The organism is Pseudoalteromonas sp. CH_XMU1449-3 (assembly GCF_037027245.1).
Classification (GTDB): domain Bacteria; phylum Pseudomonadota; class Gammaproteobacteria; order Enterobacterales; family Alteromonadaceae; genus Pseudoalteromonas; species Pseudoalteromonas shioyasakiensis.
In genome coordinates this window covers 479,395-495,104 of record NZ_JAYMDY010000001.1, presented here as the reverse complement: position 1 = coordinate 495,104, position 15,710 = coordinate 479,395, and the positions used below count along the sequence as shown (strand labels likewise).

Annotated in this window: 15 protein-coding genes; 7 read left to right on the top strand and 8 right to left on the bottom strand. The window is 41.1% G+C overall.

Features of this window, described 5'->3' with window-relative positions; genetic code table 11:
- The 3 genes from WA256_RS02100 to ilvY all read right to left on the bottom strand — a co-directional run bounded on the left by WA256_RS02100 (position 1) and on the right by ilvY (position 3,160).
- Positions 1-834 (bottom strand): MipA/OmpV family protein, encoded by an 834-nt coding sequence (locus WA256_RS02100; protein ID WP_055197444.1) that lies wholly within the window; start codon positions 832-834, stop codon positions 1-3.
- A gap of 167 nt (positions 835-1,001) precedes the next feature.
- Positions 1,002-2,051 (bottom strand): GGDEF domain-containing protein, encoded by a 1,050-nt coding sequence (locus WA256_RS02095; RefSeq protein WP_335988710.1) that lies wholly within the window; start codon positions 2,049-2,051, stop codon positions 1,002-1,004.
- 206 nt (positions 2,052-2,257) lie between these two features.
- Positions 2,258-3,160, bottom strand: a complete 903-nt coding sequence (gene ilvY / locus WA256_RS02090) for an HTH-type transcriptional activator IlvY (RefSeq protein WP_335988708.1) — start codon at positions 3,158-3,160, stop codon at positions 2,258-2,260.
- A 146-nt stretch (positions 3,161-3,306) separates the two neighbouring features.
- Here ilvY and ilvC point away from each other — a divergent pair, with 146 nt between their 5' ends.
- From ilvC to WA256_RS02070, 4 genes are all read left to right on the top strand, one after another.
- Positions 3,307-4,779 carry a ketol-acid reductoisomerase gene (ilvC, locus tag WA256_RS02085; RefSeq protein WP_062564305.1) on the top strand — a complete coding sequence of 491 codons (1,473 nt, stop codon included), beginning with the start codon at positions 3,307-3,309 and terminating at the stop codon, positions 4,777-4,779.
- Between the two features lie 144 nt (positions 4,780-4,923).
- The gene (locus tag WA256_RS02080) at positions 4,924-6,837 is read left to right on the top strand and encodes a methyl-accepting chemotaxis protein (RefSeq protein ID WP_335988704.1); all 1,914 of its coding nucleotides are present in this window, start codon (positions 4,924-4,926) and stop codon (positions 6,835-6,837) included.
- An 84-nt stretch (positions 6,838-6,921) separates the two neighbouring features.
- The gene (locus WA256_RS02075) at positions 6,922-8,106 is read left to right on the top strand and encodes a tetratricopeptide repeat protein (RefSeq protein ID WP_335988702.1); all 1,185 of its coding nucleotides are present in this window, start codon (positions 6,922-6,924) and stop codon (positions 8,104-8,106) included.
- Complete coding sequence (locus tag WA256_RS02070) at positions 8,093-8,959, top strand: M20/M25/M40 family metallo-hydrolase (protein WP_269407568.1); 867 nt, start codon at positions 8,093-8,095, stop codon at positions 8,957-8,959. The genes WA256_RS02075 and WA256_RS02070 overlap by 14 nt, the downstream gene beginning before the upstream one ends.
- Here WA256_RS02070 and WA256_RS02065 read toward each other — a convergent pair whose 3' ends face one another.
- On the bottom strand, positions 8,960-9,277 hold the full coding sequence (locus WA256_RS02065) for a GIY-YIG nuclease family protein (RefSeq protein WP_062564301.1): 318 nt from the start codon (positions 9,275-9,277) through the stop codon (positions 8,960-8,962).
- Positions 9,278-9,394: 117 nt separating this feature from the next.
- Here WA256_RS02065 and WA256_RS02060 point away from each other — a divergent pair, with 117 nt between their 5' ends.
- Positions 9,395-9,757, top strand: a complete 363-nt coding sequence (locus tag WA256_RS02060) for an outer membrane protein assembly factor BamE (protein ID WP_063528054.1) — start codon at positions 9,395-9,397, stop codon at positions 9,755-9,757.
- 42 nt (positions 9,758-9,799) lie between these two features.
- Here the strand turns inward: WA256_RS02060 and WA256_RS02055 are convergent, their stop codons facing one another.
- Positions 9,800-10,126 carry an RnfH family protein gene (locus WA256_RS02055; RefSeq protein WP_058585457.1) on the bottom strand — a complete coding sequence of 109 codons (327 nt, stop codon included), beginning with the start codon at positions 10,124-10,126 and terminating at the stop codon, positions 9,800-9,802.
- A complete protein-coding gene (locus WA256_RS02050; RefSeq protein WP_054561884.1) occupies positions 10,123-10,563 on the bottom strand; it encodes a type II toxin-antitoxin system RatA family toxin in 441 nt (146 codons plus the stop codon). The genes WA256_RS02055 and WA256_RS02050 overlap by 4 nt, the downstream gene beginning before the upstream one ends.
- 133 nt (positions 10,564-10,696) lie before the next feature.
- Here WA256_RS02050 and smpB point away from each other — a divergent pair, with 133 nt between their 5' ends.
- Entirely contained in the window at positions 10,697-11,176 is a 480-nt protein-coding gene (gene smpB, locus WA256_RS02045) for an SsrA-binding protein SmpB (protein ID WP_054551727.1), read from the top strand.
- A gap of 265 nt (positions 11,177-11,441) precedes the next feature.
- The gene (locus tag WA256_RS02040; RefSeq protein ID WP_235591841.1) at positions 11,442-13,967 is read left to right on the top strand and encodes a TonB-dependent receptor; all 2,526 of its coding nucleotides are present in this window, start codon (positions 11,442-11,444) and stop codon (positions 13,965-13,967) included.
- A 68-nt stretch (positions 13,968-14,035) separates the two neighbouring features.
- On the opposite strand, the gene WA256_RS02035 is transcribed toward WA256_RS02040, so the two are convergent.
- Together WA256_RS02035 and fadR are read right to left on the bottom strand one after the other, a co-directional pair.
- On the bottom strand, positions 14,036-14,641 hold the full coding sequence (locus tag WA256_RS02035; RefSeq protein WP_054561886.1) for a peroxiredoxin C: 606 nt from the start codon (positions 14,639-14,641) through the stop codon (positions 14,036-14,038).
- Positions 14,642-14,927: 286 nt separating this feature from the next.
- Positions 14,928-15,641 (bottom strand): fatty acid metabolism transcriptional regulator FadR, encoded by a 714-nt coding sequence (gene fadR / locus WA256_RS02030; protein WP_054561887.1) that lies wholly within the window; start codon positions 15,639-15,641, stop codon positions 14,928-14,930.
- Positions 15,642-15,710: the final 69 nt, after the last annotated feature.

The following is a 15,710-nucleotide window of genomic DNA, read 5'->3' as shown; positions in this document are numbered from 1 at the left end:
TTAAAAAATATGATTGAATCCTATAAATGCAGTCATCGAGTACGTGTGTTCAAAAAGCGGACTGTCATCCACGGCTGAGTAGTCATAATATGCTAAATGAAAACGAAGAGAGTTAGCCTCACTCAGGGGCCAACGGGCGTCGATTTTAGCATAAGGTTGCCAACTACTGCCAACATCTATTTCCCCATATGAGGACTCTTTAGCCGATAAACCATAAAAATAATCATTTAGTCTGGCTGATTTGTACCAAACCCCTAAGCTAGGTGCGACAGATAGGTTTCCTATTCGGTGATGTGACTGCCATTGTAATGCACTACGAAGACCTTTATATACACCTGAAACATCGGCTAGTGCCTGTAAAGAAATCACATGATTATTATGAATATAGTGATAGCTTAAGCCAGCATCTAATGCCCATCGTCTTTTTTTAATATCGTTCGTAGATACTGACTTTTCTGCCAGTTCATTACTAGTGGTCGATTCAACAATAAAGCTATTCGATGTTTGCAGTGCGAAAACATTGCTAGGGTGAAAATCTATAAAGAAGCGAGTCTCAGGGTTGAACTCGGTTACGAAATTAACAACATGAGTATCGCTTTCTTGGAATGAATAACCTAAACGGCCATTATCAAAGAACCATTTTTCACCATAAAAAGCGATTTCAGGCAGCACAATTAATGGTAAGTTATCACCACCATGAAGTGGGTTCGTGATCACCCCAGCTCCCGTATTAATACTTAGGTGCCACTGCTGGGTATCGATCTGTTGATTTGCCACACGGCTTTCACGTTCAGTGCGCGTTGAGTCATCGGCGCTTGCTTGACTTACTAGCATGCCTATCAAGACACAAACCGCTGCGCACATCCTGATCGTTTGAGATTTCATTGTTATTTTACGACCAAAGGGGTTTTGCAATAAGAGCATAATATCAAGATGTGAACAAACTGTCGTTGCAAGGTTACAACTATTCACAAATTTGATACATATATCGGTTAAGTTTGTTACTCTTCGACGATTTCGATACGATTTCGGCCATGCTCTTTGGCTAAATAGAGTGCTTTATCGGCTTTTGCTATGAGTTGTTCTGGATTACTATTTTTAGCTTTTATAGCAATACCAAAGCTAGCAGTGACTTGGCTTAACACCTTATTAGATTTAGGGTCTTTAATTTGTAATTTGGTTACAGCTTGACGTAATTGCTGAGTGAAGTTAGTCATGTCACTAATACTGGCAAACTGTGCGGTAAAGCAAAACTCTTCACCACCATAACGATAGGCCTGACCAACACTAGATACATGTTTAAGTAGTTTTGCCGAAACTGCACGCAAAACTTGATCCCCTTTTTGATGGCCAAAGGTGTCGTTAAACTGTTTAAAGTGATCGATATCGACCATAGTAAGAACTGTGACTTCAGCTAAGTCATTGGTTTGACAAAACCGCGTGATATCTTCATCAAATTTACCGCGGTTATATAGCCCAGTAAGCGGGTCTTTTTCGGCTTTACTTCGTGACCTAACAAGCTCTTGTTTTAATTCTGTAATTTCTGAGTAAGCCAGCGCAAGCTGATTTTGAAAATCTTGTGCACGACTTTGCAAAGCTGCCGACTCATCACTTAAGCGCTCTACACAATCAAGTACATCATCAAAGCCGCTTTCCTGACTTATATCTGCACTAGTTAGTGTGTCACGGCATTCTTGCAGGGCTTCATTAAAATCTGCTGAGTAACTAAGTGCTTCATTGATATCTTGGTGAACTCTGCCTACAACATCATTAAAGCCGCCAGATAGCTGATAAAATAGTGCCAAGTCGTCCCGAGATAAATACTTGTTGAAAAGCTGCTTTGCCTGCTCATGGCTACAGGTATTGTGCTTTTTAATAATACCATCAAGCTCTTCGTTTAAGTCTTGGTTCTTTTCGCTAACATAACAATACCAAAGCGCATAATTAAGCGGAGTAATTGGCATTTTGTACTTAACCATTAGAGGAATTGCGAGCTTCAGACAGTGGCTCGAGTAGCTTAAAGAGTGTTCGGCTTGCGCTGAAAGTATCATGAGTCTAGGCCATGAAAGTTTTATTATTTTAAAATACGGTATCAACCCCATTAAAAAAATCAATGAAAAAGGATTTTACAAACGTAAAACCAGCAAAAACCACGAATATTTTTTACAAAAACCAATACTAAATAATTAATTTAAATTAAGCCATTTGTATCAACATAATATATTTAACAATAAAGTGTTAATGACTAGATCTTAAGCTAGATTGCTTGCTGAGTAAGCGATTGAGCAATACTCCAAATTGCGTTGAGTGCCGGATCATGGCGCTCTTTATTTAAAACAGCTAGACCAATTTCAAATCCTGCAATAGTCTGCTCCGCATCACTCACTATTTGTACTTTATCTTTAAGTGGGCTGTTATCCAGTACAATTTTGGGCACCATGGCAATGCCTAAACCTAAGCTCACCATAGAAACCATGGCTTCGTGGCCAGCAACCTGCGCATAAATTCGGCCATGGATATTTTTTTTACGCCACCACTGCTCAAGCCGCTGCCTAGATAACCCCTGCTCAGCAACAATAAATTCTAAATCTGACCAATCAATATGTTCATTGTCAGAAAGCTTTTCACTGATCGGGCACACTATTTTTGGTGCTATCAATACTAATGGTGAGTAACCAACGCTGGTAAAGGCTATTTGCCCCGGTAACTTCATAGGTTTTGCAGCAATTGCCATATCTTCATGGCCATCTAAAACACGATTTATTGCAAGAGCAGGATCACCTGTATTGAGGGTAATTTCAATATATGGATGCTGCATTCGCAGTTGCTCAAGTATTTGGTGTAAAAAACTATAAGAGGCGGTTACTGAGCAATAAATACTGACATTGCCATAAACATGCTGTTGCGGCTCTTGCACATTAGCCTTAAAACGATGCCAGTTAGCCAGCGTCGCATTAGCGTACTCAATAAATGACTCACCCTCGCGAGTTAATTTGACGGTGCGATTATCCCGATTAAACAGCACTACCCCAACTTCTTCTTCAAGTTGCTTGATGTTGCGGCTCAAAGTTGGCGCACTGATATGGCAAAGCTCACTGGCTCTGGCAAAGTGCAGCGTCTTAGCTAACGCCAAAAAGTAATTAAGATGTTTGTGATCCATATCGCCACCATTTCATTTTATGAAATACTTTAATTCAAATATATCATTTTACGCAAGGTAAAAAATTGCATAGTGTTAATACATACAAAGAACACCACGTCGGTTCTTTGATTTTCTAACAAAATTGTATTTATAGGACACTAACAATGGCGAATTATTTTAATACTCTTCCTTTAAGAGAGCAGTTAGCGCAATTAGCGCAGTGTGAATTTATGGACCCAGCAGAGTTTGCTGATGGTGTAGACGCTTTAAAAGGGAAAAAACTCGTTATTGTCGGTTGTGGCGCACAAGGCCTTAACCAAGGTTTAAATTTACGTGATTCAGGTTTAGATGTTTCTTATACACTTCGTGAATCAGCGATTGCTGAGCGTCGTCAATCTTTCTTAAACGCATCTGAAAATGGTTTTACTGTAGGCACTTATGAAGAGCTTATCCCAACAGCAGATGTCGTATTAAACCTAACGCCTGATAAACAACATACGGCTGTTGTAACTGCCATCATGCCGTTAATGAAACAAGGTGCAACTCTTGCTTATTCACACGGCTTCAATATTGTTGAAGAAGGCATGCAAATCCGTGAAGACTTAACAGTAATCATGGTTGCACCTAAGTGCCCTGGTTCAGAAGTACGTGAAGAATACAAACGTGGCTTTGGTGTACCAACATTAATTGCGGTTCACCCAGAAAACGACCCTCAAGGCCACGGTTTAGCGCAAGCTAAAGCATATGCAGCAGGTACCGGTGGTCATCGTGCGGGTGTACTAAAGTCATCATTCATTGCAGAAGTTAAATCTGACTTAATGGGTGAGCAAACGATTCTATGTGGCATGTTACAAACAGGCTCACTACTTTGCTTCGATAAAATGGTCGAAAAAGGCATTGATGCAAGCTACGCGTCGAAACTAATCCAGTACGGTTGGGAAGTGATCACTGAAGCGCTTAAGTATGGTGGCGTGACAAACATGCTTGACCGTTTATCAAACCCAGCAAAAGTGAAAGCATTTGAATTAAGTGAAGAGCTTAAAACAATTATGCGCCCGCTTTATAACAAGCATATGGACGATATCATCAGCGGCGAATTCTCTCGCGGTATGATGGCTGACTGGGCTGAAGATGACGCAAAATTACTAGCATGGCGCGCAGAAACAGCTGAAACTGCATTCGAAAAGCAACAAAATACCGACCAAGAAATCAGCGAGCAAGCATTCTTCGACCAAGGTATTTTAATGGTTGCAATGGTTAAAGCAGGTGTTGAACTTGCATTCGAAACCATGACTGCGGCAGGTATCATCGCTGAATCTGCTTACTATGAATCACTACACGAAACGCCGCTTATCGCAAACACCATTGCTCGTAAGAAGCTTTTCGAAATGAACCGAACTATTTCAGATACTGCAGAGTATGGCTGTTACTTATACAACCACGCGTGTTTACCGCTTCTACAAGACTTTATGAAAGACATCGACACTGATGTGATTGGTAAAGGACTTGATAGTGCTAGCAACCAAGTTGATAACCAAACCTTGATTGCCGTGAATAAAGCACTACGCGAGCACCCGGTTGAAATCATTGGTAGCAAGCTACGTGGTTACATGTCAGCAATGAAGAAAATTGTTTAACCCTGGAAAGTAAGTTTCGCTTGTTAGAAACCAAGCCCAATTGCTTATATGCTTTGGGCTTTTTTTTTGTCCCTACATTGATTCGTCATCTGTAAAGTGTATGCTAAAATTACTGACTTAAATGTTGTAAACTAAGACACTTTCATGGCGTTAAATCAACTCACCATTACTAAAAAAATTACACTGCTTGGCAGTTCAATTGCCCTCATTGTTGCTGCGTTAATCGGCGCAACAGCGATATACAGTGCAAAACAAATCATTGAACAACGAATGATTGAATCTGAGCTACCTAGCAAACTTCAAGCAATTGATAACTATATTACTCACGATATAAATCAAATGATCAGTGCAGCTGAGCAACTCTCTAGTAACGAATTTGTATTAGAGTGGGCGCGTTCAGGCAATACTGATGATAAAACACTGCTAAAAGAACTTAACCGCCTTGTTAAGCAATACGATTTAGCAACAGCTTCGTGGGCTAATCGTGAAACTGCACAATATTGGAACCAAGACGGCTTCTTGCGCGTTTTAACGCAAGAGCAAGATGGTTGGTTTTTTGCGTTTACAAACACCGCACAGCCTTTTTCTATCAGTATCTATCAAGAGTCGCCGACTGATGTGAAAATGTTTGTAAACCACCAGCAAACCAACGGCATTGGTTTAGCAGGCCTTGCTAAAAGCATTGACGATATGCAGGCTATGCTGCAGCGCTTCCAAATCGAAGAAACAGGTTTTGTATTTGTTGCCGATAAAAACGGCCTCATTCAGCTGCATAAAGACGAAAACAAAGTCGCTAAAGCTAAGTTGGATGACGTTTATAAAACGGGTATCACGCGTACTCTGCTAACGCAAAGCGACTTCAATTTACAAGAAATTGATCTCAACGGAGAAGCAACCTTAGTGGCTGCAAGTCCAATTAAAAACACCGATTTATTTGTTATTGCCCAAGTACCTAAGCACGAAGTGTTTTCAAGTATTCAGGTTTTACAATGGCAAATCATCAGCTTTGCAATAGTGATTGCGCTGATCGCAAGTTTTGCTGGTTTAGTGCTTGCACGCACGCTTTCTTCGCCGCTGTCGAAAATGGCTGAGTTATTCACCCGTTTAGGCTCTGGTGATGCTAATTTAGCATATAGACTTCCTGACTCTGAGCAGCCAGAACTTGCTAACTTATCTGCAGGCTTTAACCAATTTATCTCTAAGATTGAAACTGCAATTAGCCAAGTAGCTCAAGAGAGTAGTGAAATCAGACAAAGCGCTGATCATGTGTTTCAGCAAGCACAAAAGAACTCAGTAGCACTTGATAATCAAAAAGAGCAAACAATCTCTGTTGCTGCGGCAATTAATGAAATGGGTGCGACAGTGCAAGAAATTGCCTCAAGCGCAGCGAACACGGCTAAGCTCACTGAGAATAGTAAGCAGAACACTGAACAAAGCCATACTCAGGTAACGCAAAGTAAAGAAGCGATAATAGAGCTGGCATGTGATATAGATAATATCACCGAGCAAGTAAACGAGTTGGCAAATAAAACGCAAGCTATCGCCAGTATTGTTGACTCTATCAGGGGTATTTCTGAGCAAACTAACTTGTTAGCACTCAACGCAGCGATTGAATCTGCTCGTGCGGGTGAGCACGGCCGAGGCTTTGCTGTTGTAGCGGATGAAGTAAGAGCACTTGCAAATCGCACTTCACAATCAACAACTGAAATTCAAACTATGATCAGTGAACTTACCAGTACCTCTGATTTAGTAGTGAATCACATCAATCACTCAAAATCACAAGCTCAATTAAGCGTTGATGCAATGCAGAGCTCTGTTGAATTACTTAATGCCATTAACGATGCTGCCAATGAAATAAACGATATGGCAACCTTAATAGCAACTGCGACCGAAGAGCAAAGTAATGTAGTGGCAGATGTCGGTCGCAATATTGAACAAATAAGTGACATTAGTGACAACGTCATGCGTGAACAAATTGACAGTGAGCAAGCAATCAAAGACTTAGCGAACAGTGCGCAAACCCTTGATGACCTTGTTGCGACGTTTGATAAACGCTGACACGTTTTGTAACAGTTAACCCTGACCCTTTTTTATTCACGGCCTATACTTAAATGGTATTAGGCCAAGAATTAAGAGGGTCAGATGAAATTATCTAGCATTGTTTTAGCCTCAAGCTTTTGCTTATTAACAGCGTGTAGTAGTACAGAAAATAATACCGCTCCCCCACCATTTGCTTTGACGCAAAGTAATACGTTTACTCAAACCCCAGTTGAAACTCAACAAGAGATTTTTGCATTAAGTGAACATGTAAAAGAGCAACTTGATAGTGCTTTTCCAAAAGACAGCCGTTCATTGCAAAGCACTAAACGTTTGCTGAAGTTCCTGTTGCAAAATGGCGATGCGTCTTTATCTTATCAATCTGGTGCTACCTTAACCGCTAATCAAGCCTACTCAAATTTAAACGCCAACTGTTTATCGTTATCGATTTTAGCCTATAGCCTTGCTGACTACCTTGGCCTTGCAGGACAATTTCAAAAAGTGCATATCCCAGAATATTGGGCACTTGATAATGGCTTTAATTTACTCACAGGCCATATCAACTTAAAAGTAAGTGAGGCTCAAAAACTGGTGGTAAATAGAAAAGTCATTTACCCAGAAGAGCGCTCTTTAGTGATAGACTTTGACCCTAACAGCCGCCAAGAAGCGTTTAAAACTAGCAACATCAATAAAGCCCGCATCACAGCAATGTTTTATAACAATAAAGGTGCAGCTGCGATGCTAAAACATGATTATGATACTGCTTTTAGCTATTACAAAGCAGCAGTTGATATTGATAGCAACTACTCAGGTGCATGGGGTAATCTTGGCGTGTTATTCAGATTAACAAATGACTATCAAAGTGCAGAAACAGCCTACCAATACGCGATTCGTTTAGATCCAGACAACAACACCGCCTTAGGCAATTTAGCAAGACTCTTTAACCTGACCGATCGTAAAGAGCAAGGTCAAGCTATATTAGCCAAGCTTGATAATAAACGCCAAGCAAACCCGTATTACCATATTTCTTTAGGAAACGACGCCTATACAACCGCCCGTTATCAAGATTCCATAAAGCACTACAAAAAAGCCCGTGACTTAAATCCAACCCTGCATGATACTGATTTTGGTTTAGCGAGAACCTACTATCAATTGGGTGACTTAAAGCTGGCTAAAAAGTATTTAACTATGGCTAACAATAAAGCAGACTTTGATCATGATAAACAGCGTTACGAGAGTAAATTACAAGCGCTTCGCTCGCATACTGCAAAGCTTATTGATTACCGCTAGTGCTGTACTGATAAGCATTGGGCAAGCATTTGCCAATACAGACTTAGAACAAGACATCATAACGCTAACATCGGCCCAATTTGCAGGACGAAAAACGAATACCAAGGGCGCGAAATTAGCCGCCGACTTCATAGTAGAGCGCTTTGTAGCACTTGGCTATTCGGTTAATGAACAAGGTTTTACTTATCAATCAGGATTCTTTGGCAAGGCTACAGGACGGAACATTATTGCGTCCCAAAATAGCCGCTGTGAAAACTGTAAAAAAGTTATTTTTACTGCCCACTATGATCACCTAGGGCAAAAAGGCAGTCGGCTTTATCCTGGTGCTAATGACAATGCCAGCGGCGTTGCCGCTTTACTTTATTTAGCTAAACACTTTGCACAAAGCCCCCAGCCCTATCAATTAGTTTTTGTTGCAACCGATGCAGAAGAAAATGGCCTACATGGTAGCGAGTACTTGGTATCAACACTTAATAAAGACGAAATCAAACTTAATATTAATTTAGATATGCTCATTGTGAACCCACGAAAACCGCGTATCTATGCGTTTTTAGATAATCAATCACTAGCGCAATATCAAACTGACATTAAAACCCTATCTGATGAGCAGCTCACCTTTATGGCAACTAGCTCGTCAGCGAGGCTGAATCGATTATTTGATCTCAAAGTTGATTGGCGCAGAGCAAGTGACCATTATTCATTCGCTAAAGCCGGGATCCCATACATTTATTTTGGCATCGGACACGATAAACATCATCATCAAAGCACTGACACAGCGGCGCACATTGACTTTACATTATTCGAGTATGCCATGGCGAAGATAGCCCTATTTATTGAAAAGCTTCCAAGTTAGCTATTTGGGTAGTTCAGAGGTTAAAACAAACTGCCTTTTTTGTGCTTTGCTGAGCTTTTTTACGCTTATTTCAAGTTTAGTTGCTTCACTACGATTACCTACCTGCTGTTGATAGATAAGTGTTAAAGGCCCTTTGCCTTTGAGGTTTTTAGCCCCTTTTCCCGCTTGATGCTGCATAAAACGCTTTTCAACGTTAGTGCTGATCCCAGTGTACCAATGACCTAAACGTGTTTGCACTATATACAAATGCCACAGAGCCTCTGAATTTTCGTTGTTTTTTATCGGCTGCTGTAAACTTTCTGGGTTTGCTGTGGTCAAATCTGTGCCTCGTGATTGTTAATCGCATTTCAGTAAAAACAATTACTGAAAAGGGTTTTACCTTCTGTGACTAATCGGTATCATGCAGTGTATAAAAAATAAGGATTCAAACAAATAATGCAGTCGTTTAAAACTTTTTCTTTTTGGTTAGTACTTACCCTTACTTTAAGTGCTACAGCAGGGTGTTCAAGCTGGGTTTACCGAATCAACATTCCTCAAGGTAACTTCTTAGAGCAGTCAGATGTAGATAAGCTACGTGTAAATATGACTCGCGAGCAAGTACTGTATGTACTAGGCAAGCCAGTAGCTGAAGACTCATTTGATAAAAATACCTGGCACTACCTGTACGTATTCAACATTGGTCGCAGTAACGAGCAACGTAAGTCACTCACTATTAACTTTGAAAACGATAAGCTCGTTTCGTTATCGGGTGACTATGAACAACCTAGCGAATTTAATACACCTTTAGAGCAAGAGTAATATTAATTCGAATTAATTAAGGGTAGCCTAAGCTACCCTTTTTTATGCCTTATTAAGTGGACGCCCACCTGTAATCTTATTAGCACGGCCCTCTTCTTTGGCTTTTTCAGCCCGGCGTCTGCGTGCATCCTTTGGATCAGCAATAAGCGGTCGATAGATTTCTATGCGATCGCCATCTTTTACTTCTTGATGCAGTTTACAAGTACGATTCCAAATCCCAAGTGTTAGGTTATTTGCGTCTATTTCTGGGCACTTATCAATAATGCCCGACTTAATCACCGCTTGCTCAGCGGTAGTACCGACGGGTACTTCTACCAGCAAACTGGTTGCCGTTGTTGGTAAAGCAAAAACCACTTCAACAGTGATCATGGGCGAACTCCATATACAGTTTTAGCACGTTGTGTAAATGCATTAACCATGTTCTTAGCGACTTCGTTAAATACTTTTCCGAAAGCCATCTCAATAAGTTTACTAGCAAATTCAAATTCAAGGTGAAGCTGAACTTTACATGCTTTATCGTCTAGCGGTAAAAAGTGCCATTTACCTTGCAGCTTTTTAAATGGGCCGTCGACTAAGCGTAGTGCAACAGTTTGCTCATCAATAAAGGTATTTTCGGTAGTGAACCACTTTTTTAAGCCGGCTTTTGAGATCTCTAAACTGGCCGTCATGCCACTGGCTTGTTGTGTAACGATTTTAGCATCTGAGCAATGTGGTAAAAACTCTGGATAAGCATCAACATCATTCACTAAATCAAACATTTCTTTGCTGCTGTACATTACCAGCGCACTTTTTTCTATTTGCGGCATATTCACTCCCAACTTTGTCGGCGAATTTTAGCAAGCTTTGGCTATTTCCCCAAATTTTAGTAACACGAAAATATCTGCAAAGCCTTAAAAAAGCGATGTAAAAACGCTGTTTTTACGTATAATATGAGCCACTATGGCTAAGAAAAAATCATCTAAATCGACAAGTAATACCATCGCGCTTAACAAAAAAGCGCGTCATGAGTATTTTTTACACGATAAGTTCGAAGCAGGGGTTGAACTACAGGGCTGGGAAGTAAAAAGTATCCGAGCTGGTAAAGTAAACATCTCTGAGACTTATATTCACATTAAAAACGGCGAAGCATTTTTACTTGGCAGTCAAATTCAGCCTCTCAACAGTGCTTCTACTCACGTAATTTGCGATCCTTTAAGGTATCGTAAGTTACTTTTAAATAAGCGTGAAATCGATCGTCTTATCGGTGCTACAGAACGCGAAGGTTTTTCATTAATCGCGACTGCAATGTACTGGAAAAAATGCTGGGTGAAGTTGGAGTTCCACCTTGCTAAAGGTAAAAAGATGCACGACAAACGTGAAGACGGAAAAAATAAAGATTGGGCGCGTGAAAAAGAACGCCTGATGAAACATAAAGCTTAATTTATGAAATGAGCCTAACCTTTTTGGTAGGCTCGTACCCCTTACCAGTCCTGACTTTCCCTACTTAAGAACCTTAACCCCTTAATAAACCCATACTTTTTTGCTATTTCATTCGCCACCATTTACATGATATCAATCTTTGTCGTGATTAATTCACAACACTTTCACAATTATACAAGGATTGAAATATATGAAGAACACCCATCGCTTTATACAACGACCTCTCTATGCATTTACAGTTGCAGCATTAGCAGGCACAAGTTTTATGTCAGCTGCTGCAGAGTCAGACGGAGCTGAAAAGGTCGAGCGTATTGAAGTTACAGGTTCTCGCATTAAGCGCTCTGACATTGAAGGGCCATCACCGGTTCAATCAATCAGTCGTGCAGACATCGATAACATGGGCTACGACAACCTACAACAACTATTAGAACGTATGCCAGTTGCAGGTAATGGTACTTTCTCTACTCGCGGTAATAACCAAGACTCTACAGCTAATGGTGCTGCAGCAGTCAGCCTTCGTGGTTTAGGCTCAGACGCAACATTGGTACTTATTAATGGCCGTCGTGTATCTATTAGCGCTTTTGCTGAAAGCATTACTAATTCGTTTGTTGATATCAACTCAATCCCTGTCTCTGCGATTGAGCGTATCGATATTTTAAAGGATGGCGCATCAGCTATTTATGGTTCTGATGCAGTTGCAGGTGTAGTTAATATTATCTTAAAAAAAGATATTAACGGCCTAGAGGTAAACCTTGGATATGGTGGCACTGACGGTCCTAACTACGAAGAAAAAACAGCAAGCCTAGTTTGGGGTACCAGTACAGAAAAAAGCAGCGCATCAATTATTATTGATTACTTTAACAACACAGCGCTCTCTTCTGATGAAATGGGCCGCCTAGGCACAGCAAACCAAGAACCATACGGTGGTATGGATTTTCGCTCATCGCGAGGTTTCCCGGGCTACTTCTATGTAGATGGTGAAAAAACCATTGATCCAGCCTGCCCGGCAGAAAATGCAACTGCAAGTGGCAGCTGCTTATTTGACTACGGCCCGTATGGCTACGTAACCCCAGCATCTGAGCGTGTCGGTGCTATCTCACAATTTGAATATAACTTCGACAATGGCATTTCAGCTTTCTTAGAGGTTGCAGTACAACATAATACGTCGCAAGCAGCGGGGGCACCTACACCGCTTGATGAAGATGCCGGCCTTACAGTACCTGCAAGCCATCCTAACAACCCATTTGGCCAAGATATCGAAATTGGTCGCTACAGAACCGTAGATGCCGGCCCTCGCCAATGGGATATTGAATCAGATACACTGCGTTTTGTTGCAGGCCTAAAAGGTGAGATCAGCGACTGGAGCTGGGAAGCAGCAGTTCAAAAAGGTCGCAGTAAATCAATGCAAACCGGTGACAGAAGCCAAGGTTGGGTGCGCACTGATTTCTTACAACAAGAAATCGATGCAGGTAACTATAATCCATTTGGCGGCACCTATAATGACCAAGCAGTGATTGACCGTATCACGACAAGCTTAGTGCGCCGTGGTGAGTCTCATATGACCTCATTTGATGCAAATATCAGTGGTGAAGCATTTAGCTTTGGCGATGATGTAGTAATGATGGCTGCTGGTATTGAATACCGTGAAGAAGATGTAAGCGATATTCCAGACGACCAATTTCAACGTGGGTTAATCTTTGGTACTGAGTCTGTCTCAGCCGCTGCAGAACGCGATCAATACGCAGCGTATATTGAGTTTTCAATTCCGTTAGCAGATAACCTAGAACTGCAGTTAGCGGGTCGATACGATGACTACAGCGATTTTGGCTCAACAACAAACCCTAAAGTAGCTGTTCGCTGGGCACCTACAGATTCAATTACTGTTCGTGGTTCGTGGGCTCAAGGTTTCCGCGCCCCTTCATTGGCACAAATTGGTTTAGGTCCATCTGAAGAGAGTCAATTCTTTGTGGATACTTACCGCTGTCAGGCAACAGGACAGGATTGTAACGCTCTAGATTACAATATCCAATTTGCGGGTAACCCGAACCTTGAAGCTGAAGAATCAGAGTCATGGAATGTGGGTTTCATTTGGGCACCAACCGCTGAATTTGGTTTTGGAATCGATGTATGGAGCATTACCCAAGATAATAAGATTGACGAGCAAGAGTTCGGCCCTATCTATGATAACAACTGTAATGACCAAAACAGCACTGTGTGTGTGCGTTTAGCGCCACAAAATGGTCAGAGTTTAGGTGTAATCCAAAAAGTTTACAGCACCTTTGAAAACGTCTCATCACAAGAAGTATCAGGTGTCGATGTATCAGCTAACTACACGCATGCGATGAACGATTATGGCTTCTTAAAATTCAATTTAGAATGGGCTTACCAAAACGAATTTAAGAAAGATGGCCGCGATTACACTGGCGAGTACCGTTACCCTGAAAACCGTTGGATTTTCTCAACAAACTGGGAAATGGGTGACTTCAATACTAATGTAAACGTTAGTTACACTGGCGAGTTTGAAGATACACCAGATATCGACTTTGACGGTAATTTAGACTTTGATAGCAACACATCACGTATGGTTGATTCACAAACGCTAGTTGATTTACAAACTGCGTATAACTTCTCAGAGAAAATCAAACTTTCTGTGGGTGTGAATAACGTGTTTGATGAAGATCCTCCGTTTGCAATCGGTGATGGTGATGGCGACTTATATGGCTATGTATCAAGCGTACATAACCCACGTGGTCGTTATTTCTATACTAAGCTAACAATGCGCTTTAACTAATATCGTTGAGCTTAAAAACAAAAACCCGCCAATTGGCGGGTTTTTTAATTCTTTAACTAAGGCCTAGATTATAGGTCGCCTTCGTTTTCAGAAAGGAATTTAGCAACACCTGCAGGGCTTGCGTCCATACCTTTTTTACCTTCAGTCCAACCAGCTGGACATACTTCACCGTGCTCGCTATGGAACGCTAGCGCGTCAACCATGCGGATCATTTCGTCGATGTTACGGCCTAGTGGAAGGTCGTTAACTACTTGGTGACGTACGTTACCTTCTTCGTCGATTAGGAAAGAACCACGGAAAGCAACACCTGCTTCTGGGTGCTCAACGTCGTATGCTTGACAGATTTCGTGTTTAACGTCTGCAACTAGTGCATATTTAACTTGACCAATACCACCGTCAGCAACGGCAGTGTTACGCCATGCATTGTGTGAGAATTGTGAATCGATAGAAACACCGATTACTTCAACGCCACGCTTTTGGAATTCTTCAAAACGCTTGTCGAAAGCGATTAGCTCTGAAGGACAAACGAAAGTGAAGTCTAACGGGTAAAAGAAGATAACTGCTTTTTTACCTTTGATAGTTTCTTTTAGGTTGAAGTTTTCAACGATTTCACCGTTACCAAGAACAGCTGCTGCAGTAAAGTCTGGTGCCTGACGGCCAACTAATACACCCATTTTTATCTCCAAATATTTGAGTTTATTTCCAATTGCCTATGCAATACTCACTTAGATATGGTTACTAAAAATCAAAAACCAAGAGTAAGTATTGATAATTTGCAAGATAGTTTAATGAGGTTACAGACAAATGAACAATCGAAAAAAACGATATGCTTAATCGGAAAAATTGATTCGCAATAAACGTGGATTGAGATAACTCTATATTAGTGTGCAAATTGACCGACAGAACAAAAAAAACCCAGCTTTTAGCTGGGTTCTTATAATAACTTATCAATACGGACGCTTAGTCCATGATATCTTCTGGCATATCACCACGGATTTGCTGCCAGATTTCGCCTGTTTGATGGCCGTATTTACGCATCATAGAAATCGCACCATCATGCTCACGACGCTCAGCAAGCTCTGTTAGGTCTTTATAAAACTGACGCGCTAATTCACGTGTACGAGAATCAGAGAAGTAGTGGCAGCCAATTTTTGAGTAGAAACCTTTAAAACCATTTAAGATAAGCACGTAGATACGATTATTACCCGCCACTGCTAATTCATGGTGAACTTTATAATCGTAATCAGCAAATGCTTGAGCACTGTCTTCAAGCTCTTCACTTTGCGATAAGATTTCAATTACACGCTCTGGGGCAAGCTTAATAGCCGCACGGGTATAAATTGCGCTGATATTAGTGCGAGCAGAAAGTAATTGGTCTGTAAGCTCTGGCATTTTGTCTTCATCAAGACGCGCTAGCGTCTCTAGAATGTTAAGACCCGAGGTTTCCCAGAAGTTATTTACACGGGTAGGTTTACCGTGTTGAATAGTTAGCCAGCCATCACGGGCTAGACGCTGAAGTACTTCACGTAAAGTTGTACGTGTTACACCAATCAGCTCTGACAATTCACGTTCAGCAGGAAGAATTGAGCCAGGCGGAAAGTCACCATTCCAAATAGATTCAACAATGTATTCTTCAGCAAAACCTGCTGGGCTTTTCGCTTTAAAAATTCTCATCCAATTTCCACTTGAGTTAGCAACTACTTTTACCGCATTTGGTGTTCAACTCACTGATTGTACCAGATG